The 24,200-nt window shown below is 75.6% G+C and carries 2 protein-coding genes (1 of these 2 running past the window's edge); both read right to left on the bottom strand.

Annotated elements, in window-relative coordinates; all coding sequences use genetic code 11:
• A partial coding sequence (locus ACIQE0_RS25045) for an SDR family NAD(P)-dependent oxidoreductase (RefSeq protein ID WP_402336110.1) occupies window positions 1-7,943 on the bottom strand: 7,943 nt, incomplete at its 3' end.
• A gap of 20 nt (window positions 7,944-7,963) precedes the next feature.
• A protein-coding gene (locus tag ACIQE0_RS25040) for a type I polyketide synthase (RefSeq protein WP_402336107.1) crosses the window boundary here: on the bottom strand, window positions 7,964-24,200 show its 3' portion. Its footprint extends 12,179 nt past the window's final position; the window shows 16,237 of its 28,416 coding nt (coding positions 12,180-28,416); its start codon lies off the right edge, out of view; it ends in the stop codon at window positions 7,964-7,966.

Raw genomic sequence — 24,200 nt, 5'->3', positions numbered from 1 at the left:
GTCGCGTCGAAGGTCTCGGCGAACTCCGGGAAGGCGGCGTGCAGTTCGCGTCCCATGCCGAGCCGCTGCGCGCCCTGCCCCGAGAAGAGGAAGGCGGTGCGGCGTTCGCCGGCCTCGCCGCGGGCGGCCTCGGTGACGCCGTCCGCGGTGGCCAGCAGCACGGCCCGGTGCTCGAAGAGGGAGCGGCCGGTGGCCAGGGAGTGGGCGGTGTCGAGGGGCGGGAGGGTGCTGGCGGTGCGCAGGCGGTCCAGTTGGGCGTCGAGGGCGGCCGGGGTGCGGGCGGATACGGGCCAGGCGACCACGGTCGGTGCGGGCCGGGTCTCGCCGGCTGCGGGCCGGGGTTCGGCCGGTGCCTGTTCCAGGATGATGTGGGCGTTGGTGCCGCTGATGCCGAACGAGGAGACGCCGGCGCGACGGGCCCGACCGGTCTCCGGCCAGGCGGTCTGGTCGGTGAGCAGGCGGACCGTGCCGTTCGACCAGTCCACGTGCGAGGACGGTTCGGTGATGTGCAGGGAGCGCGGCAGGGTGCCGTGGCGCATGGCCAGGACCATCTTGAGCAGGCCGGCCGCGCCGGCGGCGGCCTGGGTGTGGCCGATGTTGGACTTGATCGAGCCGAGCAGCAGCGGGTGTTCGGGGTTGCGGTCCTGGCCGTATGTGGCGATCAGGGCCTGGGCCTCGATGGGGTCGCCGAGCGGGGTGCCGGTGCCGTGCGCCTCGACGGCGTCCACGTCGGCCGGGGCCAGTCCGGCGTTGGCCAGGGCCTGGCGGATGACGCGCTGCTGGGACGGGCCGTTGGGCGCGGTCAGGCCGTTGGAGGCGCCGTCCTGGTTGACGGCCGAGCCGCGGACCACGGCGAGGACGCGGTGGCCGGCGCGCCGGGCGTCGGACAGGCGCTCCAGGACGAGGACGGCGGCGCCCTCGGACCAGCCGGTGCCGTCCGCGGAGTCGGAGAACGCCTTGCAGCGGCCGTCCTGGGCGAGGCCGCCCATCCGGGAGAAGCCGGTGAAGTTGGCGGCCGTGGTCATGACGGTGACGCCGCCGGCCAGGGCCATGGTGCACTCCCCCGCGCGCAGTGCCTGGGCGGCCAGGTGCAGGGAGACCAGGGAGGAGGAGCAGGCGGTGTCGACGGAGAGGGCCGGGCCCTCCAGGCCGAGGGCGTAGGCGAGGCGGCCGGAGACGACGCTGACGGCGAGGCCGGTGGTGGCGTGGCCGGCGATGTCGTCGCGCGAGCGCATGACCAGGCCGGCGTAGTCCTGGCCGCTGACGCCCATGAACACGCCGGTGGAGCTGCCGCGCAGGGTGTGCGGGTCGATGCCGGCGCGTTCGGCGGCTTCCCAGGCGACTTCGAGGAGGATGCGCTGCTGCGGGTCCATGGCGAGGGCCTCGCGCGGCGAGATGCCGAAGAACTCGGCGTCGAAGTCGGCGACGTTGCGGAGGAATCCGCCCTGTCCGGAGAGGGCGCCGGGGGCGCCGCCGAGCAGGGGGTGGCGGTCCCATGCGCGGTCGGCGGGGAACCCGGTGATCGCGTCGGTGTCGGCGGCCACCAGGTCCCACAGCTCTTCGGGGGAGCCGACGCCGCCGGGGAAGCGGCAGCCCATGCCGACGATGACGATCGGGTCGTCGTCCGCGGCGGGGGCCGGTGCGGCCGCGGTGACGGTCACGGCGGCGTCGGCACCGAGGAGTTCGTCGTGGAGGTAGGCGGCGAGCTGCTCGGGGGTGGGGTAGTCGAAGATGAGCGTGGCGGGCAGGGTGAGGCCGGTGGCCTTGCCGAGCCGGTTGCGCAGTTCGATGGCGGTCAGCGAGTCGAAGCCGAGTTGGCGGAACTCGCGTCGGGCGTCGACGGGGTCGGCGGAGCCGTGGCCGAGGACGGTGGCGGCCTCGGTGCGCACCAACTCGACGAGGAACGGCGGGCGTTCGTCCTCGGGCAGGGTGGCGAGGCGTTCGGCGAGGCCCGCGCGGGAGACGCCGGCGGAGCCGGCCCGGGCGCGGCGGCCGGTGCTGCGGACCAGGCCGCGCAGGACGGCGGGGATGCCGGCCGCGGCCGGCAGTGCGCCGCCGGTGAGGCCGAGGGGGACGACCAGGGGTTCGGCGGTGGCGGTGGCGGCGTCGTAGAGGGCGAGGCCGCGTTCGGCGGAGAGCAGTGGGAGGCCGCCGGCGTCGCTGACGCGGTGGAGGTCGTGGTCGGTCAGTTCGCCGGTCATGCCGGCGCCCTGTTCCCAGGCGCCCCAGGCCAGCGAGGTGGCGGGCAGGTCGTGGGCGTGGCGGTGGGCGGCGAGTGCGTCGAGGAAGACGTTGCCGGCCGCGTAGTTGGCCTGGCCGGGGCCGCCCATGACGCCGGAGGTCGAGGAGTACAGCACGAACGCGGCCAGGTCGTGGTCGCGGGTGAGGTCGTGCAGGTGCCAGGCGGCGTCGAGCTTGGGGCGCAGGACGGCGGCGAGGCGGTCGGGGGTGAGGGCGGTGAGGATGCCGTCGTCCAGCACGCCGGCGGTGTGCACGACGGCGGTGAGCGGGTGGTCGGCGGGCACGGTGGCGAGCAGTGCGGCCAGGGCGTCGCGGTCGGCGGCGTCGCAGGCGGCGAGGGTGACGTCGGCGCCGAGGGCGGTCAGTTCGGCGGCCAGGTCGGCGGCGCCGGGCGCGTCGGGGCCGCGTCGGCCGGCGAGCAGCAGGTGGCGGGCGCCGTGTGCGGTGACGAGGTGGCGGGCGAGCAGGCCGGCCAGGCCGCCGGTGCCGCCGGTGATCAGGACGGTGCCGTCGGGGTCGAGGGACCGCGGCACGGTCAGCACGATCTTGCCGATGTGCTGGGCCAGGCTCATGAAGCGGAACGCCTCGCCGGCGCGGCGCACGTCCCAGCTGCGGACCGGCAGCGGGGTGAGGGCGGCGCGGTCGAAGAGGTCGACGAGGGCGCGCAGCATCCGCTGGATGTGGTCGGGGTCGACCATGCCGAGGTCGAAGGAGTGGTAGGTGAGGTGGTCGGGGACGGTGTCGCCGGCGCGGATGTCGGTCTTGCCCATCTCCAGGAAGCGTCCGCCGTCGCCGAGCAGCCGCATCGAGGCGTCCACGAACTCCCCGGACAGCGCGTTCAGGACGACGTCCAGCCCGCCGTCGCCGGCGACGGCGGCGAACGCCGTCTCGAAGTCCAGGCTCCGGGACGAGGCGATGTGGTCGTCCGCCACGCCCAGCGAGCGCAGCACCTCCCACTTGCCCTCACTGGCAGTGGCGAAGACCTCCGCACCGAGATGGCGGGCGATCTGGACCGCGGCCATGCCCACACCACCGGCACCGGCATGCACCAGCACCTTCTCCCCCGGCCGCAGACCGCCCAGCTCCTTCAGGGCGTAGTACGCGGTCAGGAACACCAGCGGGACCGAAGCGCCGGTCTCCCAGGACCAGTCCTCGGGGACGGGGGTCAGGAGGCGGGCGTCGGCGATGCCGAGCGGTCCGAAGCCGCCGAAGAGCATGCCCATGACGCGGTCGCCGGGGGCGAGTCCGGTGACGCCCGGTCCGGTCTCGGTGACCACACCGGCCGCCTCCGAGCCGAACAGGCCGGCGTCGCCGGGGTACATCCCGAGCGCGTTGAGGACGTCGCGGAAGTTCAGGCCGGCGGCGCGGATCTCGACGCGGACCTCGTGGCCGGCCAGCGGCCGGTGGGCTTCGGGGTGGGGCAGCAGGGCGAGGCCGTCGAGGCTGCCCTTGGCGCGGCTGCCCAGTCGCCAGGGTGTGCCGGGCGGGGGGACGAGGCTCGGTCCGGAGTCGAGGCGGGCGAGCCGGCCGACGCGGACGGTGCCGGTGCGGACCACGGCCTGGGGTTCGTCGGTGTCGAACAGGGCGGGCAGCAGCGGGAGTTGGGCGGCGGAGGCGGCGGTGTCGTCGAGGTCGACGAGGAGCAGGCGGCCGGGGTTCTCGGACTGGGCGGTGCGGATCAGGCCCCAGAGCGGGGCGGCGGCCAGGTCGAGCGGGGCGCGGGTGCCGTCGGCGACCGCGCCGCGGGTGACGAGCAGGAGCCGGGAGCCTGCGAAGCGGTCCTCGGCGAGCCACTGCTGGAGCAGTTCCAGGACGGTGCGGGTCAGGGCGTGGGCGGCGGCCGGTCCGCGGTCGGTGTCGCCGCGCAGGGGCACGGCGACGATGTCGGGCACGGGCCGGTCGCCGTGGGCGGTGAGTTCGGTGAGGGTGGCGAGCGGGGCGGGGAGGCCGGCGACGGTGTCGGGGGCGGCGGCGGTGAGCGCGGCGGTCAGGCCGAGCCCGTCGTCGCCGAGGACGGCCCAGGTGGCGGGGGTGGCGGGGGCGTGGACGGTGCGGGGCGTCCAGTCCATGCGGAAGAGGGAGTTGACGTCGTCGCGGCGGGCGTCGGTGCCGGTGTCAGGGCCGGCGGCGCGCAGGGTCAGCGCTTCGACGGAGATGACCGGGCTGCCCTGCGGGTCGGTGGCGATGATCTCCACGGCGTCGGTGCCGCAGCTGGTGATCCGCACGCGCAGTGCGGTCGCGCCGGAGGCGTGCAGGGACACCCCGCTCCAGGCGAACGGCAGGAGGCTGCGGTCGCCGGTGGAGGCGTAGAGGGTGCTGTGCAGGACGGCGTCGAAGAGGGCGGGGTGGAGGCCGAAGGCGTCGGCGTCGGTGACGCCTTCGGGCAGCGCGACCTCGGCGAAGATCTCGGTGTCGCGGCGCCAGACGGCGCGCAGGCCGCGGAAGACGGGCCCGTAGTCGAGTCCGCTGGCGCGGTAGCGGCCGTAGAGGCCGTCGATGTCGAGGGGTTCGGCGTCGCGGGGCGGCCAGGTGGTGGTGTCGAGGGCGAGGAGGTGTGCGCCGTCGGTGATCCGGCCGGTGGCGTGCTGCGTCCAGTCGGCGTCCTGGTCGGTGCCGGGCCGGCTGAAGAAGCGCAGTTCGCGGGCGCCGTCCTGGTCGGCGGCGCCGACCGCGATCTGGACCTGGACGGCGCCGGTGGCGGGCAGGATCAGCGGGCTGGCGAGCGTCAGTTCCTCGACGCGGTCGCAGCCGGCCTGGTCGGCGGCGCGCACGGCCAGTTCGAGGAAGCCGGTGCCGGGGAAGAAGACCATGCCGCCGACGACGTGGTCGGCGAGCCACGGGTGGGTGGTCAGCGACAGGGTGCCGGTCAGCAGGAGTTCGTCGGAGCCGGCGACGGACATGGCGGCGCCGAGCAGGGGGTGGTCGGCGGCGGCCAGGCCGAGGCCGGTGGCGTCGGCGGGCCGGTAGGTGGTCTTGGGCCAGTAGCGTGCGTACTGGAACGGGTAGGTGGGCAGGTCGGTGCGGCGGGCGCCGGTGCCGGCGTAGAAGGCCGGCCAGTCGACGGGTACGCCGGCGGTGTGCAGACGGGCCAGTGCGGCGACCGCGGCCGGCTCCTCGGGGCGGTCGGTGCGCAGGACGGGGACGGTGGCGGCGTCGGGGGCGGTCTGCTGGGCGAGGGCGGCGAGGGTGCCGCCGGGGCCGAGTTCGAGGAAGAGGCCGACGCCGGCGTCGGCGAGGGTGCGCACGCCGTCGGCGAAGCGGACGGCCTCGCGGACGTGCCGGACCCAGTAGTCGGCCGAGCCGAGCAGGGTGGCATCGGCGATCGCGCCGGTGAGGTTGGAGACCACCGGGATCTGCGGCTCGTGGTAGTCCAGGTCCTCGGCGACCGCGCGGAACTCGGCCAGCATCGGGTCCATCAGCGGGGAGTGGAAGGCGTGGCTGACCTTCAACCGGGTGCTGCGGCGGCCCTGTTCGGTCAGGCGGGCGGCGAGGGCGAGGGCGGCACTCTCCTCGCCGGAGACGACGAGTGAGGTCGGTCCGTTGACGGCGGCGATCGCGATGCCGTCGGCGAGGAGCGGGGTGACCTCGTCCTCGGTGGCCTCGACGGCCACCATGGCGCCGCCGGCCGGGAGTGCCTGCATCAGGGTGGCGCGGGCGGCGACCAGGCGGCAGGCGTCCTCCAGGGAGAGGACGCCTGCGACGTGGGCGGCGGCGAGTTCGCCGATGGAGTGGCCGGCGACGAAGTCCGGGGTGACGCCCCAGGATTCGGCGAGGCGGTAGAGCGCGACCTCGACGGCGAACAGGGCGGGCTGGGTGTGGCCGGTCTCGTTCAGCGGGGCGTCGTCGGTGCCCCAGATCACCTCGCGGAGGGAGCCGCCCAGTTCGACGTCGAGCAGGTCCAGGGTGGCGTCGAGGGCCTGCGCGAACACCGGGAAGGCCGCGTGCAGCTCACGTCCCATGCCCAGGCGTTGGGCGCCCTGGCCGGAGAAGAGGACGGCGCAGCGGGTGCGGCCGGCGGGGTGGCCTTCGTGGGTGTCGGGGGCGGTGCCGTGGGCCAGCCAGGCGGCCAGGGCGTCCCGGCCGGTGGTGCCGTCGGGGTCGGTGACGACGGCGAGCCGGTGTTCCAGGGCGGCGCGGGTGGTGGCGAGGGAGTACGCGGTGTCCAGGGCGGCGTGGGTGGTGCCGGTGCCGAGGTGGGCGAGGAGTGCGGTGGCCTGGTCGCGGAGGGCGGCCTCGGTGCGGGCGGAGAGCAGCCAGGGCAGGGCCCGCGGGGTGCGGGAGGGGGTGGTGCCGGTGGCCGGGGCGGGGGTGTCCGGGGCCTGTTCGAGGATGACGTGGGCGTTGGTGCCGCTGACGCCGAAGGAGGAGACGCCGGTGCGGCGCGGGTGGCCGGTCTCGGGCCAGGGGCGGGTCTCGGTGAGGAGTTCGACGGCGCCGGAGGTCCAGTCGACGTGGGTGGAGGGCTGGTCGACGTGGAGGGTCTGCGGGAGGGTGCGGTGCCGCATCGCCATGATCATCTTGATCACGCCGGCGACGCCGGAGGCGGCCTGGGTGTGGCCCATGTTCGACTTGATGGAGCCGAGGTGCACCGGTGCGGTGCGGTCCTGGCCGTAGGTGGCGAGGATGCTCTGGGCCTCGATGGGGTCGCCGAGCGGGGTGCCGGTGCCGTGCGCCTCGACGGCGTCGATGTCGCCGGTGGTCAGGCCGGAGTTGGCCAGCGCCTGGCGGATGACGCGTTGCTGGGCGGGGCCGTTGGGGGCGGTGAAGCCGTTGGAGGCGCCGTCCTGGTTGACGGCCGAGCCGCGGACCACGGCGAGCACCGGGTGGCCGTTGCGCTGGGCGTCGGAGAGCCGCTCCAGCAGGAGGATGCCGGCGCCCTCGGACCAGCCGGTGCCGTCGGCGGCGTCCGCGAAGGCCTTGCAGCGGCCGTCGCGGGCCAGTCCGCCCTGGCGGCTGAACTCGACCAGTGAGCCGGGGGTGGCCATCACGTTGACGCCGCCGGCCAGCGCCATACCGCATTCGCCGTTGCGGAGGGCCTGGACGGCCAGGTGCAGGGCGACCAGGGAGGAGGAGCAGGCGGTGTCGACGGTGAGGGCGGGGCCTTCGAGGCCGAGGGTGTAGGAGAGGCGTCCGGAGGCGGCGCTGGCGGCGATGCCGGTGCCGACATCGCCGGTGGCGTCGTCCAGGGAGCGGACGAGGAGGTAGGCGTAGTCCTGTCCGTTGGTGCCGATGAACGCGCCGGTGCGGGTGGCGCGCAGAGTGGTGGCGTCGATACCGGCCCGTTCGACGGCCTCCCAGGCGGTGGTCAGCAGCAGGCGCTGCTGGGGGTCCATGGTGACCGCCTCGCGCGGGGAGATCCCGAAGAAGCCGGGGTCGAAGTCGGCGATGCAGTCCAGGAATCCGCCGCGCTGGCTGACGGAGGTGTCGCGGGCGTCGGTGCCGCTGTTGCGCAGCGCGTCGAGGTCCCAGCCGCGGTCCTCGGGGAATCCGGAGATCACGTCGGTGCCGTCGGCGACCATCTCCCAGAGTGCTTCTGGGGAGTTGACGGCGCCGGGGAAGCGGCAGGCCATGCCGACCACGGCGATCGGCTCCTTGGCCGCGGCGACCAGCATCCGGTTCTGCCGCCGGAGCCGGTCGGTCTCCTTGACCGCGGCGCGGAGCGCGGCGACTACGGTGTTGTCGGGGTTCTCGGGCGCGTTCATCGTCTGCTCCATCAATCGCGCTACAGGTCGGACTGGCCGTTGAGCGCGGCCCGCACCAGGTCTGCCACTGTCATCGAGTCGACGGATTCGCCGTCGTCGTCCTCCGCGGCCCGGCCGCCGCGTCCGGCGAGTTGGAGCAGGGGCTCCAGCACGCCGATCTCCCGCAGTTGGTCCAGCGGCACGGTGGCCAGGAGGGCCCGGATCTCGCTCTCGTCCTCGGCTGCGGCCGGCTCGTCGGGGAAGAGCCGGTCGAGGATGTACGCGCCCATGGACGCGGGGGTCGGGTGGTCGAACACCAGGGTCGCCGGGAGGCTCAGGCCGGTCGCTGCGCCGAGTTGGTTGCGCAGTTCGACGGCGCCGAGGGAGTCGATGCCCAGGTCGCGGAAGGTCCGTTCGGCGCCGACCGCGTCGGTGTCGGGGTAGCCGAGCACCTGTGCGGCGCGGGTGCGCACCAGGTCGACGACGGTGTCCGGGCGGCGGGCGGGCGGCAGTGCGGCGAGCCGGGCGGCCAGGCCGCCGTCCGCCGTCTCCGCCTCGGCCTGGGCGGCGAGGCTCTCGCGGTAGCCGGGGATCTCCCGCAGCAGCGCGCTGGGCCGGGCGCCGCCGAAGGCGCCGGCGAACCGGTCCAGGGCCACGTCGGCGACGACGGCGGTCGGTTCCTTCTCAGCGACCAGGCGCAGCAGCGCCTCGACGGCGAGGTGCGGGTCCATGGCGCCGACGCCGGCGCGCCGGGCGGCCTCGTCGGCGCCGTCGGTGTCGGCCATGCCGCCGCCTCCCCAGGCACCCCAGGAGACCGAGGTGGCGGGCAGGCCGAGCACCCGGCGCTGTTCGGCGACGGCGTCCAGGACGGCGTTGGCGGCGGCGTAGTTGGCCTGGCCGGGGTTGCCGACCGCGGAGGACGCGGAGGAGAACAGGACGAAGGCGGCCAGGTCGCGGTCGCGGGTCAGTTCGTCCAGCAGCAGGGCGGAGGTGACCTTGGCGCGGAAGACGTCCTGGAAGCGTTCGGGGGTGAGCCGGTCCAGGATGCCGTCGTCGAGGACGCCGGCGGCGTGCACCACGCCGGTCAGCGGCCGGTCGGCGGGGAGCGCGTCCAGGACGGCGGTCAGCTGGTCGCGGTCGGCGGCGTCGCAGGCGGCGATGGTGACGGCGGTGCCCAACGCGTCGAGTTCGGCGCGGAGTTCGGCGGCGCCGGGGGCGTCGGGGCCGCGCCGGCTGAGCAGGACGAGGTGCGCGGCACCGTCCTTGGCCAGGCGGCGGGCGACGTGTGCGCCGAGGGCTCCGGTGCCGCCGGTGATCAGGACGGTACCGGTCGGGTTCCAGGGTGCGGAGGGATTGCGGGCGGGGGCCGGGACCATGCGGCGGCCGAGCAGCGCGGTGCCGCGGACGGCGACCTGGTCCTCGCCGTCCAGTCCGGCCAGGACGGCGGCGAGGCCGGCCGCGGACCGCTCGTCGGGCTCCTCCGGCAGGTCCACCAGGCCGCCCCAGCGCTGCGGGTACTCCAGCGCGGCGACCCGGCCGAGGCCCCACAGGGCGGCCTGGAGCGGGCGGTGCGGTCGGTCGGTGCGGCCGGCGGAGACGGCGCTGCGGGTGACGCACCACAGGGGGGCGTCGACGCCGGCGTCGCCGAGGGCCTGGAGGAGGGCGGTGGTCAGGGCGGTGCCCTCGGGTACGGCGCCGGTCAGCTCCTCGCGCAGGGCCAGCAGGGAGACCACGCCGCCGAGGCGGGTGCCGTCGGCCGTGTGGGCGCGGATCGCGTCGGCCAGTGCGGCCCGGTCGGCGGTGGCCGCCTCCAGGTGCACGAGGTGGGTGCCGAGGCCGTCGAGGGTGGTGGTCACCCAGGGGTCGTCGGCAAGGCCCTCGGGGAGGACCGCCAGCCAGGTGCCGCTGAGCGCCTTGCGGTGCGCGACGGCGGCGCCGGTGAGCCGCTTCCAGACGATCCGGTGGCGCCAGCTTGCGAGTTGGGACTCGTCGGCCTGGCGGCTGCGCCAGTCCATCAGGGCCGGCAGCACCTTGGAGAGGGTGTCGCTCTCCACATCGAGTACGGATTCCAATGCGGTGAAGTCCTCCTGTGCGACGGCGTCCCAGAAGGCCGCGTCGTTCTCGGCGGGCGCTCCGGCCGCCGGGGCGGCCGCGGCCGTCCCGGGGATGACCTCCGGCCAGAAGCGGCCGCGCTGGAAGGGGTACGTCGGCAGGTCCAGCCACCGGGCGCCGCGGCCGGCGAAGTACGCGTCCCAGCGCGGCCCCGTGCCGTGGACGTGCAGCTGGGCCAGGGCGGCGACCAGGGTCTCCTCCTCGCCGCGGGTGCGGCGCAGGGCGGGGACGACGACGGCGTCCGGGGCGCTCTGCCGGGCCATGGCGGACAGCACGGCGTCCGGGCCGAGTTCGAGGAAGAGGTGCACGCCGCGGTCGGTCAGGGTGCGCACGCCGTCGGCGAACCGCACGGTGCCGCGGACGTGGCGCACCCAGTAGTCGGCGGTGCACAGGTCCTCGGTGGCGGCGACGTCGCCGGTGAGGTTGGAGACCACGGGAAGGCGCGGCGGGTGGTACTCCAGGCCCTCGGCGACGGTGCGGAAGCGCTCCAGCATCGGGTCCATGAGGGCTGAGTGGAAGGCGTGGCTGACCTTCAGCCGGGTGGTGCGGCGGCCCCGTTCGGCGAGGGTGTCGGCCAGGGCCGTCACGGCGTCGTCGGTGCCGGAGAGGACCACGGCGGTGGGGCCGTTGACCGCGGCGAGGGAGACGCCGTCGGTGAGCAGCGGGGTGATCTCGTCCTCGGTGGTCTCGACGGCGATCATGGCGCCGCCGGTGGGGAGTTGCTGCATCAGGGCGGCGCGGGCGGCGACCAGGCGGCAGGCGTCGTCCAGGGAGAGGACGCCGGCGACGTGGGCGGCGGCGAGCTCGCCGACGGAGTGGCCGGCCACGAAGTCGGGCCGGACGCCCCACGATTCGACCAGGCGGTACAGCGCGACCTCGACGGCGAAGAGGGCGGGCTGGGTGTGTCCGGTCGCGTTCAGCGCCTCCTCGTCGGCGCCCCAGACGACGTCCCGCAGGGGGGTGTCCAGGTGGCTGTCCAGGCGGGCCAGTACGGCGTCGAAGGCCTCGGCGAACACCGGGTGGCGCTCGTGGAGTTCGCGGCCCATGCCCAGGCGTTGGGAGCCCTGGCCGGAGAAGAGCACGGCGCGTTTGCCGGTGCGCTGGAGGTGGTGTTCGGCGGTCTGCGGTGCGGTGGTGCCCTCGGCGACGGCGGTGAGACCGGTGTGCAGGCCGTCGTGGTCGGTGGCGGTGACGGCGGCCCGGTGCTCGAAGGCGGCCCGGGTGGTCGCCAGGGAGTAGGCGAGGTCGGTGGCGGGGGTGTCGGGGTGTGCGGTGAGGTGGGCCAGCAGGCGGCGGGCCTGGGCGCGCAGGGCGTTCTGCGAGCGGCCGGAGAGCAGGAACGGCAGCGGGGCGCCGTCGTCCGCGGGCCGCGCGGGGAGCTCGTCGAGCGGCGGTTGTTCCAGGATGGTGTGGGCGTTGGTGCCGCTGGCGCCGAAGGAAGAGACGGCGGCGCGGCGCGGCCGGTCGGCGTCGGGCCAGGGGGTGCGCTCGGTGAGCAGGCGGGCGTTGCCGGCGGTCCAGTCGACGTGCGAGCTGGGGTTCTCGGCGTAGAGGGAGCGCGGCAGTTGGCCGTGCTGCATGGCGAGGACCATCTTGATGACGCCGCCGACGCCGGATGCGGCCTGGGTGTGGCCGAGGTTGCTCTTCAACGAGCCGACCAGCACGGGGCGTTCGCGGTCCTGGCCGTAGGTGGCGAGCAGGGCCTGGGCCTCGATGGGGTCGCCGAGGGTGGTGCCGGTGCCGTGCGCCTCGACCGCGTCGATGTCGGCGGGGGCGAGGCGGGCGTTGGCGAGTGCCTGGCGGATGACGCGCTGCTGGGCGGGGCCGCTGGGGGCGGTCAGGCCGTTGGAGGCGCCGTCCTGGTTGATGGCGGAGCCGCGGAGGACGGCCAGGACGCGGTGGCCGTTGCGGCGGGCGTCGGAGAGCCGTTCGACGACGAGCATGCCGACGCCTTCGGACCAGCCGGTGCCGTTGGCGTCGTCGGAGAAGGCGCGGCAGCGGCCGTCGGGCGACAGGGCGCCCTGGGCGCTGAACTCGACGAATCCGACGGGGGTGGCCATCACGGTGACGCCGCCGGCCAGGGCGATCGAGCATTCGCCGGCGCGCAGGGCCTGTGCGGCCAGGTGCAGGGCGACCAGCGACGAGGAGCAGGCGGTGTCGACGGAGACGGTGGGGCCCTGGATGCCGAAGGTGTAGGCGAGGCGTCCGGAGAGCAGGCTGGCGGACTGGGCGGTCTGCCACTGTCCGATCTCCGCCGGCGGGCGGTAGTCGCCGGAGCCGCCGCCGACGAAGACGCCGGTGGTGCCGCTGCCGCGCAGCGTCGCCGGGTCGATGCCGGCGCGCTCCAGGGCCTCCCAGGACGTCTCCAGCAGGATCCGCTGCTGCGGGTCCATGACCATCGCCTCGCGCGGCGAGATGCCGAACAGGCCGGGGTCGAAGTCGGTGGCGTCGTAGAGGAATCCGCCCTGGGCGGTGGCGCTGCGGCCCGGGCCGTCGCCGGCGAGCGCGGCCAGGTCCCAGCCGCGGTCGGTCGGGAAGTCGCCGACCGCGTCGATCTCGTCGCTGACCAGTTGCCACAGGTCCTCGGGCGAGGTGATGCCGCCGGGGTAGCGGCAGGCCATGCCGACGATGACGACCGGGTCGTCGCCGGTGGCGACGGGGGCGGCGACCACGGCGGCGGACTCGGTGTCCTCGCCGAGGAGTTCGGTGCGCAGGTGGGCGGCGAGGGCGGCCGGGTTGGGGTGGTCGAAGACGAGCGTGGCGGGCAGGGCGAGGCCGGTGGCCGCGGTGAGCTGGTTGCGCAGGTCCACCGCGGTCAGCGAGTCGAAGCCCAGGTCGCGGAAGGGCAGGTCGGGTTCGAGCAGGCCGTGGTCGGCGTGCCCGAGGACGGTGGCGGCCTTGTCGGTGACGAGGTCGAGCAGGATGCGGTCGTGGTCGGCGGCGGGCTGTTCGGCCAGCCATCGGCCGTAGTCGCCGGCGGCGGTCCGCCCCTCGGCGCGGTCCCGGGCGGCCTCGGCGAGTGCCGTGCGGGCCTCGGGCAGGGTGTCGAACAGGGCGGTGCGGCGGGCCTCGTGGTGGAGGGGGGTGAAGGTCTCCCAGCGGACGTCGGCGACGGTCTCGGCTGCGGTGCCCTCGGCGACGGCCCGGGCGAGGGCGGTCAGTGCGGTGTCGGCGTCCATCACCGGCAGGCCGTTCATCCGCAGGTGGGCGGCGAGCGACGCGTCGGCCAGTTCGGTCCAGGCGCCCCAGGAGACGGTCAGGGCCGGGGTGCCGCGGTCGCGGCAGGTGCGGGCGAGGGCGTCGAGGTAGGCGCCGGAGGCGGCCTCGGCGGCCCGGCCGCGGACGCCCCAGACCCCGGCGATGGAGCCGAAGAGGACGAAGGCGTCCAGGGGGCGGCCGGCGAGCGCGGCGCCGAGGGCGGTGACGGGGGCGAGGGCGGCGGTGAGGTCGGCCGCGGTGTCGGCGGTGGCGTCGTCCTCGGCCGCGTAGACGACGGCGGTGAGGGGGCCGTCCTCGGGCAGCGCGTCGAGGAGTGCGGCCCAGTCCTCCGGTGCGGTGGTGTCGTAGGCGGTGAGCGTCACCTGGGCGCCGAGCGCGGTCAGTTCGGCCGTGAGGGCCTCGGTGGCCGCGGGGGTCGTGGTGCCCTCGGGGTGGGCCAGGACGAGGTGGCGGGCGCCCTCGCGGGCCAGCCATCGGGCGGTGTGGCCGCCCATGGCGCCGGTGCCGCCGACGACCAGCACGGTGCCGGTCGGTCGCCAGATGGCGCCGTCGGGGTCGGCGGGGGTACGGGTCAGGCGGCGGCCGTGGACGCCGGTGGCGCGGAGGGCGATCTCGGTTTCGGTGCCCGGTGCGGCCAGGTGCGCGGCGAGCAGTGCGGCGGTGTGGTCGTCGGGGTCGACGGGCAGGTCCGCCAGGCCCCCGAAGCGTTCCGGGTGCTCCAGCGCGGCGACCCGGCCGAGTCCCCACAGGGCGGCCTGACCGAGGGCGGTCGGGGGCTGACCCGCCACGGAGACGGCGCCGCGGGTGACGCACCACAGGGGTGCGTCGATGCCGGCCTCCGCCAGCGTGGCGAGGAGGGCGGCGGGCCGGGCCGCGTCGTCGGGAAGGGTGTCGGAGGCGGCGGCGAGCAGGGAGACGACGAGGCACCAGCCACCGGCGTCCGGTGTCGTCAACTGCTCTTCGAGGGTGGCCGGTTCGGCGGTGACGGTGTCGGTGCCAAGCGCGTCGGCGACGGCGGTCACCCAGGCCGCTTCGGTGTGTCCGGCCGGGGCGAGCAGCAGGGCGGGGCCGGCCGGTGCGGTGGCGTCCGGTGCCGGCAGCGGGGTCCAGGTCTCCTGGTAGCGCCAGGCCGCCGCGGCGGTCTCGGCGCCGTGCCGGCGTCGCCAGGCGGACAGCGCCGGCACCATCGCGGTGACGGTGTCGCCGTCCAGGCCGAGCGAGGCGGCCAGGCCCTCGACGTCCGCGCGTTCGACGGCCGTCCAGAAGGCGGCGTCGGCCGGGTCCGGTGCGGTGGCGGCGGGTGCGCCGGGCTCGGGCCAGAACCGTTCGCGCTGGAAGGCGTAGGTGGGCAGGTCGGTCCGGTGGCCGCCGGTGGCCTCGAAGTAGGCGGCCCAGGACGGGCCGGCGCCGTGGGCGTGCAGGGTGGCCAGGCCCTCCAGGAGGGCCAGTTCCCCGGCGCGGTCGCGGCGTTGCAGCGGCACGACCACGGCCGGGGCGGTGTCCAGGGTCTGCTCGGCCAGGGCGGACAGCACGCCGTCCGGGCCGATCTCCACGAAGGCGGTGGCGCCGGCGTCGTGCAGGGCGCGCACGCCGTCGGCGAACCGTACGGTCTCGCGGACGTGCCGCACCCAGTAGTCCGGGGTGCGCAGTTGGGCCGCGGCCGGGGCGCCCAGGAGCGTGGAGACGAACGGGATGCGCGGCTCGTGGTAGGTGAGGGTCCCCGCGACCCGGGCGAACTCGGTCAGCATCGGGTCCATCAGCGGCGAGTGGAAGGCGTGGCTGACCCGCAGCTGCCGGGTGCGGCGGCCCTCGGCGGCGAGGTGGTCGGCGACGGTGCGGACGGCGTCCTCGGTGCCGGCGACGACGACGGACCGGGGCCCGTTGACGGCGGCGATCGCGACGTCGTCGGTGAGGAGCGGGGTGACCTCGTCCTCGGTGGCCTCGACGGCCACCATGGCGCCGCCGGCCGGGAGTTGCTGCATCAGGGCGGCGCGGGCGGCCACCAGGGTGCAGGCGTCCTCCAGGGAGAGGACCCCGGCGACGTGGGCGGCGGCGAGTTCGCCGATGGAGTGGCCGGCGACGAAGTCCGGGGTGACGCCCCAGGATTCGACGAGGCGGAACAGGGCGACCTCGACGGCGAACAGCGCGGGCTGCGTCCAGCCGGTCTCGTCCAGCTGCGCGGCCTCGGGGGTGCCGGGCGCGGCGAACAGCGCCGGGCGCAGCGGGACGTCCAGCACGGTGTCGAACCGGGCGAGGACGGCGTCCAGCGCGTCGGCGTAGGCCGGGAAGTGCCGGTAGAGGTCGTGGCCCATCTCGGCGTGCTGGGCGCCCTGTCCGGAGAACAGGAAGGCGGTGCGTCCCGGGGTGCGGGGTGCGGTGCCGCGGGCGGCCTCGCGCGCCCCTTCCGGGCCGGCGAGCAGCACGGCGCGGTGCGGGAAGAGGGTGCGGTCGGTGGCCAGCGAACGACCGATGTCCTGGCGGGTGAGGTCGGGGTGGGTGGTGGTGTGTGCGGTGAGCCGGTCGAGTTGGGCCTGGAGCGCCTCGCGGCTGCGGCCGGAGAGGATCCACGGCACGACGGCGGGGGCGTTCTCCGGTGCGGGCGCGGTGGCCGGGGCGGTGTCGTCGACCGGGGGCTGTTCGATGACGACGTGGGCGTTGGTGCCGCTGACACCGAAGGCGGAGACGCCGGCGCGCCGGGGCCGTCCGGTCTCGGGCCAGGGCCGGGCGTCGTCGAGCAGGGCGACGGTGCCGGCGCTCCAGTCGACGTGGCCGGAGGGGGTACCGACGTGCAGCGTCCGCGGCAGGGTGCCGTGCCGCATCGCCAGCAGCATCTTGATGACGCCGGCGGCGCCGGCGGCGGCCTGGGTGTGGCCGAGGTTGGACTTGACGGTGCCGAGCAGCAGCGGCTGTTCGGCGTCCCGGTCGCGGCCGAAGGCGGCGATCAGGGCCCGGGCCTCGATCGGGTCGCCGAGGGTGGTGCCGGTGCCGTGGGCCTCGATGGCGTCGATGTCGGCGGGGGCGAGGCGGGCGTCGGCGAGGGCCTGGGCGATGACGCGTTGCTGGGACAGGCCGTTGGGGGCGGTCAGGCCGTTGGAGGCGCCGTCCTGGTTGACGGCGGTGCCGCGGATCAGGCCGAGGACCTGGTGTCCGTTGCGGCGGGCGTCGGAGAGGCGTTCCAGGACGAGGATGCCGACGCCTTCGGACCAGGCGGTGCCGTCGGCGGCGTCGGAGAACGCCTTGCAGCGGCCGTCGGGGGCCAGGCCGCCCTGGGTGGAGAACTCCACGAAGGAGTCGGGGCTGGCCATGACGGAGACGCCGCCGGCGACGACGAGGTCGCACTCGCCGGTGCGCAGTGCCCGGCCGCCCCAGTGCAGGGCGACGAGGGAGGAGGAGCAGGCGGTGTCGACGGTGACGGCGGGGCCTTCGAGGCCGAGCGCGTAGGAGAGGCGGCCGGACATCACGCTGGCGGTGTTGCCGGTGGCGACGTAGCCGGCCACGTCGGAGGCGGAGCGGCGCAGCAGTGTCGGGTAGTCCTGGCCGTTGGTGCCGACGAAGACGCCGGTGGTGGAGCCGCGCAGGCCGGCCGGGTCGATGCCGGCCCGCTCCAGGGCCTCCCAGGTGGTCTCCAGCAGCAGCCGCTGCTGGGGGTCCATGGCCAGTGCCTCGCGGGGTGAGATGCCGAAGAACCGGGCGTCGAAGTCGGCGACGCCGGTGAGGAATCCGCCGTCGAGGGTGGCGGAGGCGCCGGCGCCCAGGGCCGCGAGGTCCCAGCCGCGGTCGTCGGGGAAGCGGCTGATGCCGTCGCGGCCCTCGTCGAGGAGTTGCCAGAGTTCCTCGGGAGAGGTGACGCCGCCGGGGAAGCGGCAGCCGATGCCGATGACGGCGATCGGGTCGTCGTCGGTGGCGGTGGTGGCGAGGGCGGCGGTGGTGTCGGTGGGCAGGGTGCCGAGCAGTTCGGCGAGGAGGAAGTCCGCCATCGCGCGGGGCGTGGGCAGGTCGTAGACGAGGGTGGCGGGCAGGCTCAGGCCGGTGGCGGCGTTGAGGGCGTTGCGCAGTTCCAGGATGGTCAGCGAGTCGAAGCCGAGGTCGCGGAAGGCGCGGTCGTCCTCGACGGTGCGCGGGTCGGCGTGGCCGAGGACGGCGGCGACGTGGGTGCGCAGCAGGTCCAGGACGGCTGCCGGGCGTTCGTTTTCGGGCAGTTCGGCCAGCTGCTGCCGCAGGCCGGTGGCGGCACCGGTGGCGGTCGCCGGGGTGGTCTGGGCGGTCTCGGGGAGGTCGGCGACGAACGGCTGCGGGCGGACGGCGGCGAAGGCGCGGAGGAACCGCTCCCAGTCGATGTCGGCGAGGGCGACGGTGGTGTCGTCGTGCTCGACGGCGCGCAGCAGGGCGCGCACGGCCGGTTCGGGGGCGAGCGGTTCGAAGCCGCCGCGCCGGACCCGGTCGGTCAGTTCGGTGTCGTCGGCGACCATGCCGGCGCCGGCCCACGGGCCCCAGGCCACGGACAGTGCGGGCAGCCCCTGGGCGCGGCGGTGTTCGGCGAGGGCGTCCAACTGGGCGTTGGCCGCCGCGTAGTTGCCCTGTCCGGCGGCGCCGAGCACGCCGGCGGTGGAGGAGAAGAGCACGAACGCGGTCAGGTCGCGGTCGGCGGTGAGTTCGTGCAGGTGGTGCGCGGCGACGGTCTTGGCGCGCAGCACGGTGGCGAAGCTCTCCGGGGTGAGCGCGTCCAGGACGTGGTCGTCGACGACGCCGGCGGTGTGGAACACCGCGGTCAGCGGGGCGTCGTGGGGCATCTCGGCGAGGACGGCGGCCAGCGCGTCGCGGTCGGCGGCGTCGCAGGCGGTGAGGGTGACGCGGGCGCCCAGCGCCTCCAGTTCGGCGCGGAGTTCGGCGGCGCCGGGTGCGTCGGGTCCGCGGCGGCTGGTGAGCAGCAGGTGGGTGGCGCCGTCGCGGGCGAGGCGGCGGGCGACGTGGCCGCCGATGCCGCCGGTGCCGCCGGTGATCAGGACGGTGCCGGCCGCCGGGTCGAAGGCGGTGCGGGTGGTGTCGGGTCCTGCGGGGGCGTGCGCGAGGCGGCGGAGGAAGACGCCGGAGGGGCGGATGGCGACCGCGTCCTCGCCGTCGGTGGCCGCCAGTACGGCGCGCAGCCGGCGTGCGGCCTGGGCGTCGAGGGTGGCGGGCAGGTCGACGGTGCCGCCGAAGCGGCCGGGGAGTTCGAGGGCGACGGCGCGGCCCAGGCCCCAGACGGCGGCCTGGTCGGGGGCGGTGATCCGGTCGGCGCGGCCGACGGCCACGGCGCCGCGGGTGACGTTCCACAGCGGCGCGTCGATCCCGGCGTCGCCGAGCGCCTGGAGGGCGGCGGTGGTGAGGGTGAGGGCGGCGGGCGCGTCGGGGTGGCCGGCGTCGCCGGTGGCGAGCGGCAGGAGGGAGAGCACGCCGTCGAACGGGCCCTCGTCGTCGGTGACTTGGGCCAGGCGGGCGGCCAGGTCGGCCCGGTCGGGGGTGCTGACCGGCAGCCGGACGGTGGCGGTGCCCAGGGCGTTCTCCACCTCGGCGGCCCAGGCGGCGGTGGTCTCGTCCTGGTCGTGCGGGACGAGGACGAGCCAGCGGCCGGTGAGGGTGGTGGGCGCGGTGGTGCCGCCGCGCGGCTTCCAGGTGACGCGGTAGCGCCAGGAGTCCAGTGCGGTCTGCTCGCCGCGGCGACGCCGCCAGGCGGTGAGCGCGGGGATCATCGCGGTGACGGTGGTGTCGTCGAGGTCGAGGGAGGCGGTGAGGGCGGCGACGTCGTCGCGCTCCACGGCGGCCCAGAACTCGGCGTCGAGGGCGGAGCCGGGTGCGGCGGCGGTGGTGGCCGCGGCGGTGGTGTCGGGCCAGTAGCGCTCGCGCTGGAACGCGTAGGTCGGCAGGGCCACCCGGCGCGCGCCGTGGTCGGCGAAGTAGGCGGTCCAGTCGACGGCGGTGCCGTGTGCGTGGGCCGCGGCGACGGCGGTGACCAGGGCCGGTTCCTCCGGCCGGTCGCCGCGCAGGGTCGGCAGCAGTGCCGTGCGGGCGGGGTCGGTGAGGCTCTCCCGGGCCATGCCGCTGAGCACGCCGTCCGGGCCGAGCTCCAGGAAGGTGCGGACGTCGCCCTGGGTGGACAGCCAGTCGATGCCGTCGGCGAAGCGGACGGCGGCGCGGACGTGCCCGACCCAGTACTCGGGCGTGCAGACCTGGTCGGCGGTGGCCAGGCCGCCGCTGACGTTCGAGACGAACGGGATGGTCGGCGGGTGGTAGGTGAGCCCGCGGGTGACGGCGGCGAAGTCGTCGAGCATGGCGTCCATCAGCGGCGAGTGGAAGGCATGGCTCACCCGCAGGCGCTTGGTGCGCCGTCCGTCGGCGGCGAAGGTCTCGGCGAGGGCGAGCACGTCCTGCTCGACGCCGGCGACGACCACGGAGCGCGGTCCGTTGACGGCGGCGACGGACACCCGGTCGGCGAGGTCCGCCAGGTGCGGCAGGACCTCGTCCTCGGCCGCCTCCAGGGCGACCATCGCGCCGCCCTCGGGCAGCGCCTGCATCAGCCGGCCGCGGGCGGCGACCAGGGTGCAGGCGTCGTCCAGGGACAGCACGCCGGCGACGTGTGCGGCGGCGAGCTCGCCGACGGAGTGGCCGGCCAGGTAGTCCGGGGCCAGGCCCCAGGACGCCAGCAGGCGGAACAGCGCGACCTCGACGGCGAACAGCGCGGGCTGGGCGTAGCCGGTCCGGTCCAGCAGTGCGGCCTCGGCGGAGCCGGGTGCGGCGAACAGCACCTCGCGCAGCGGCCGTTCCAGGCCGTCGTCGAGACGGGCCAGGATCGCGTCCAGCGCGTCGGCGAACACCGGGTGGCGGTCGTAGAGTTCGCGGCCCATACCGGCCCGCTGGCTGCCCTGTCCGGTGAAGAGGAAGGCGGTGCGGCCGCGTCCGGCGGTGCCCTGGACGAGGCCGGCGCCGGGCTGTCCGTCGCGCAGTGCGTGCAGACCGCGGAGCAGTTCGGCGCGGTCGGTGGCGAGGACCGCGGCGCGGCGCTCCAGGGCGGCGCGCGAGGTGGCCAGGGAGTGGGCGAGGTCGGTGAGGTGGACCTCGGGCCGCTCCTCGACGAGGGCGAGCAGGCGGGCGGCCTGGGCGCGCAGTGCGGCCTCGCCGCGACCGGAGACCAGGACCGGCACCAGGGCGTCGCGCGGCGGGTCGGCGGGCGTGGACTCGTCGTCCGCGGGGGCCTGTTCCAGGACGGCGTGGACGTTGGTGCCGCTGAGGCCGAAGGAGGAGACGGCGGCGCGGCGGGGCCGGCCGGTCTCGGGCCACGGGGTGCGGGCGGTGAGCAGTCCGATGGTGCCGGAGGACCAGTCGACGTGGGTGGAGGGCTGGTCGATGTGCAGGGACTTGGGCACCACGCCTTCCTGGAGGGCGCGGACGAGCTTGATGACGCTGGCGACGCCGGAGGCCATCTGGGTGTGGCCGATGTTGGACTTGACCGAGCCGAGCAGCAGCGGTCGTTCGGGGTCGCGGTCCGCGCCGTAGGTGGCCAGGAGCGCCTGGGCCTCGATGGGGTCGCCGAGGGCGGTGCCGGTGCCGTGGCCCTCCAGGACGTCGATGTCGCCGGGCGCGACACCGGAGTTGGCCAGCGCCTGGCGGATGACGCGTTGCTGGGAGGGGCCGTTGGGGGCGGTCAGGCCGTTGGAGGCGCCGTCCTGGTTGACGGCGGAGCCGCGGATGACGGCGAGGACCTGGTGCCCGTTGGCACGGGCCTCGGACAGGCGCTCCAGCAGGACCAGGCCGACGCCCTCGGCGAGGGTCATCCCGTCGGCGCCGTCGGCGTACGCCTTGCAGCGGCCGTCCTCGGCCAGCGCGCGCTGCCGGCTGAAGCCGACGAACGACATCGGGGTGGACATGATGCTGACGCCGCCGGCCAGGGCCAGGGAGCTCTCCCCGTTGCGCAGCGACTGGCACGCCAGGTGCAGGGCGACCAGCGAGGAGGAGCAGGCGGTGTCGAGGGTGACGGCCGGGCCCTCGAAGCCGAAGAGGTAGGACACCCGGCCGGAGAGCACGCTGGAGAGCGTGCCGGTGATCATGTGGCCTTCGGAGCCCTCGCTGCTGGGGACGCCGGAGGCGTAGTCCTGGTAGCTGGCGCCGACGAAGGTGCCGGTCAGGCTGCCGCGCTGGGCGACCGGGTCGATGCCGGCGTGCTCGAAGGCCTCCCAGGCGGTCTCCAGCAGCAGGCGCTGCTGGGGGTCCATCGACAGGGCCTCGCGGGGCGAGATGCCGAAGAAGCCGGGGTCGAACTCGGCGACGTCGCGCAGGAATCCGCCCTGGACGGAGTAGGTGCGGCCGGCCCGGTCGGGGTCGGGGTCGTAGAGTCCCTCGGCGTCCCAGCCGCGGTCGGCGGGGAAGCCGGAGATGGCGTCGACCTCGTCCAGGGCGATCCGCCAGAGGTCCTCGGCGGAGCTGACCCCGCCGGGGTAGCGGCAGCTCATGCCGATGACGGCGATCGGGTCGTCGTCGGCGGGCGCGCCGGTCGTGACGGCGGCGCCGGCGGCCTTGGTGCCGGCCAGCTCGCCGTGCAGGAAGGCGGCGAGCGCGGCCGGGTTGGGGTAGTCGAAGACCATCGTCGACGGCAGCGTGAGGCCGGTGACGGCGGCGAGCCGGTTGCGCAGGGCCACGGCGGTCAGCGAGTCGAAGCCGACGTCGCGGAAGGCCCGCTGGTCGGTGAGGTCCTCGGCGGAGGACAGTCCGAGGACGGCCGCGGCCTCGGTGCGGACGGTCTCCAGCAGGGTGCGCTGCTGCTCGGCGTCGGTCAGGGCGTGCAGCGCGGTGGCGAACTCGCCCTCGGCGTCGGCTCCGGAGGCGTGCTCGGCGGCCGCGGTGAGCGCCCGGACCTCGGGCACCTCGTCGAAGAGCGGGGTGGGGCGGCCGGAGGTGTAGACGGGGTGGTAGGTCTCCCAGTCCACGTCGGCGACGGCGATGACGGTCTCGTCGTCGTCCAGTGCCCGCTTCAGGCCGCTGAGCGCGAGCTGCGGGTCCATGAACTCCAGGCCGCTGCGGCGGATCATCTGCGGGTCGACGCGGCCCAGTTTGAGGTCGTCGGCCCAGATGCCCCAGGACAGCGACAGGGCGGGCAGTCCGCGGGAGCGCCGGTGCTCGGCGAGGGCGGCGAGGTGGGCGTTGCCGGCGACGTAGGCGGCGTGGGCGCCGCTGCCCCACATGCCGGCGGTGGAGGAGTACAGGACGAAGTCGTCCAGTTCGGCGTCGTCGAGGAGGTCGGCGAGGACCTGGGCGCCGGTGACCTTGGCGTGCAGCACCCGGTCGAAGTCGGCCAGGGTGGTGGCGTCCAGGGTGTGCAGTTCGATGGTGGCGGCGGTGTGGACGACGGTGCGGACGGTGCGCCCGTCGGCCTTGAGGCCGTCCAGGAGCGCGGCGACGGCGTCCCGGTCGGTGATGTCGCAGGCGGCGAGGGTCGCCTGGGTCCCCAAGTCGGCCAGCTCAGCGGCGAGTTCGGTCGCCCCGGGGGCGTCGGAGCCGCGTCGGCTGACCAGCACCAGGTGCTCGGCGCCCTGGGCTGCCAGCCACCGTGCCAGGTGCGGGGCGAGGGTGCCGGAGCCGCCGGTGATCAGTGTGGTCCCGCGCGGCACCCATCGGCCGGCGGGCTGCCCGGTGGCGGCCTCGGCCCGGACGATGCGGCGGGTGAAGACGCCGGAGGGCCGGATCGCCAGCTGGTCGTCGGTGCCGAGGGCGCCGGACAGGACGGCGGCGAGCCGCTGGCCGGCCCGGGTGTCGAGGGTGGCGGGCAGGTCGACGGTGCCGCCCCAGCGCTGCGGGTGCTCCAGGGCCGCGGTCCAGCCGATGCCGGCGACCTGGGCCTGGACGGGTGCGGTGAGCTGGTCGGTGCGGCCGGTGGAGACCGCGCCGCGGGTCAACGCCCATACGGGGGCGTCGATTCCGGCGTCCCCGAGTGCCTGGAGGAGCATGACGGTCAGGGCGGTACCGAGCACCAGGGAGGTGCCCGGCACCGCGTCGGTCCGCTCGGCCTCGGCGAGGACGGAGACGATGCCGGTCGCGTCCTCCGCACCGGCCAGCCGTTCCCGCAGGACGGTCCGGTCGGTGCACTGTGCGTCCAGGACCAGGCGCCGCACGGTGGCGCCGTGGGTCTCCAACGCGCCGGCGACGTCGGTGTCGTCGATGCCGTCGGCGGTGACCAGCAGCCAGGTGCCGGTCAGCGACGGGTGGGGCAGGGGGCCGCCGAGGGGGTTCCAGGCGACGCGGTAGCGCCAGGCGTCGACGGTGGAGCGGTCGCGGCGGGCCCGGCGCCAGGAGGACAGTGCCGGGAGCACGGCGGCGACGGATTCCTCGTCGGTGTCGAGCGCGGCGGTCAGTGCGGAGACGTCCGCCTGCTCGACGGCGTCCCAGAAGGCCGCGTCGTCGGGGTCGGTGCCGGTGGCGGCCTCCGGGGCGGGCGGGACGGCCCAGAGGTGTTCGCGCTGGAAGGCGTAGGTGGGCAGGTCGATCCGGGACGCACCGGTCCCCTCGAACAGGCCCGCCCAGTCGACGTCCACGCCGCGGACGAAGACCTCGGCGGCCGACAGCAGGAAGCGGTCGGTGCCGCCCTGGTCGCGGCGCAGGGTGCCGGCGGCGACGGCCGGCACGCCGGCCTCGTCGATCGCCTCCTGCACCGCCATGGACAGCACCGGATGCGAGCTGACCTCGATGAACGCGCGGTACTCCGCCGCCAGCAACTCCCCTACCGCGTCGGCGAACCGCACCCGTCCGCGCAGGTTGCGGAACCAGTAGTCGGCGTCCATCCCGGTGGTGTCCAGCCAGTCGCCGGTGACCGTCGAGAAGAACGGCACCTCCGACGGGCGCGGCGACAGCTCGGCCAGTACCTGAAGCAGTTCGTCGTGCAGGTCCTCGACCTGGTGCGAGTGCGAGGCGTAGTCCACCGCG

It is taken from the genome of Streptomyces sp. NPDC093097, assembly GCF_044754325.1.
Classification (GTDB): Bacteria; Actinomycetota; Actinomycetes; order Streptomycetales; family Streptomycetaceae; genus Streptomyces.
Note: the sequence above shows the minus strand (reverse complement) of the source record. Positions and strands in the feature narration are given on the sequence as shown.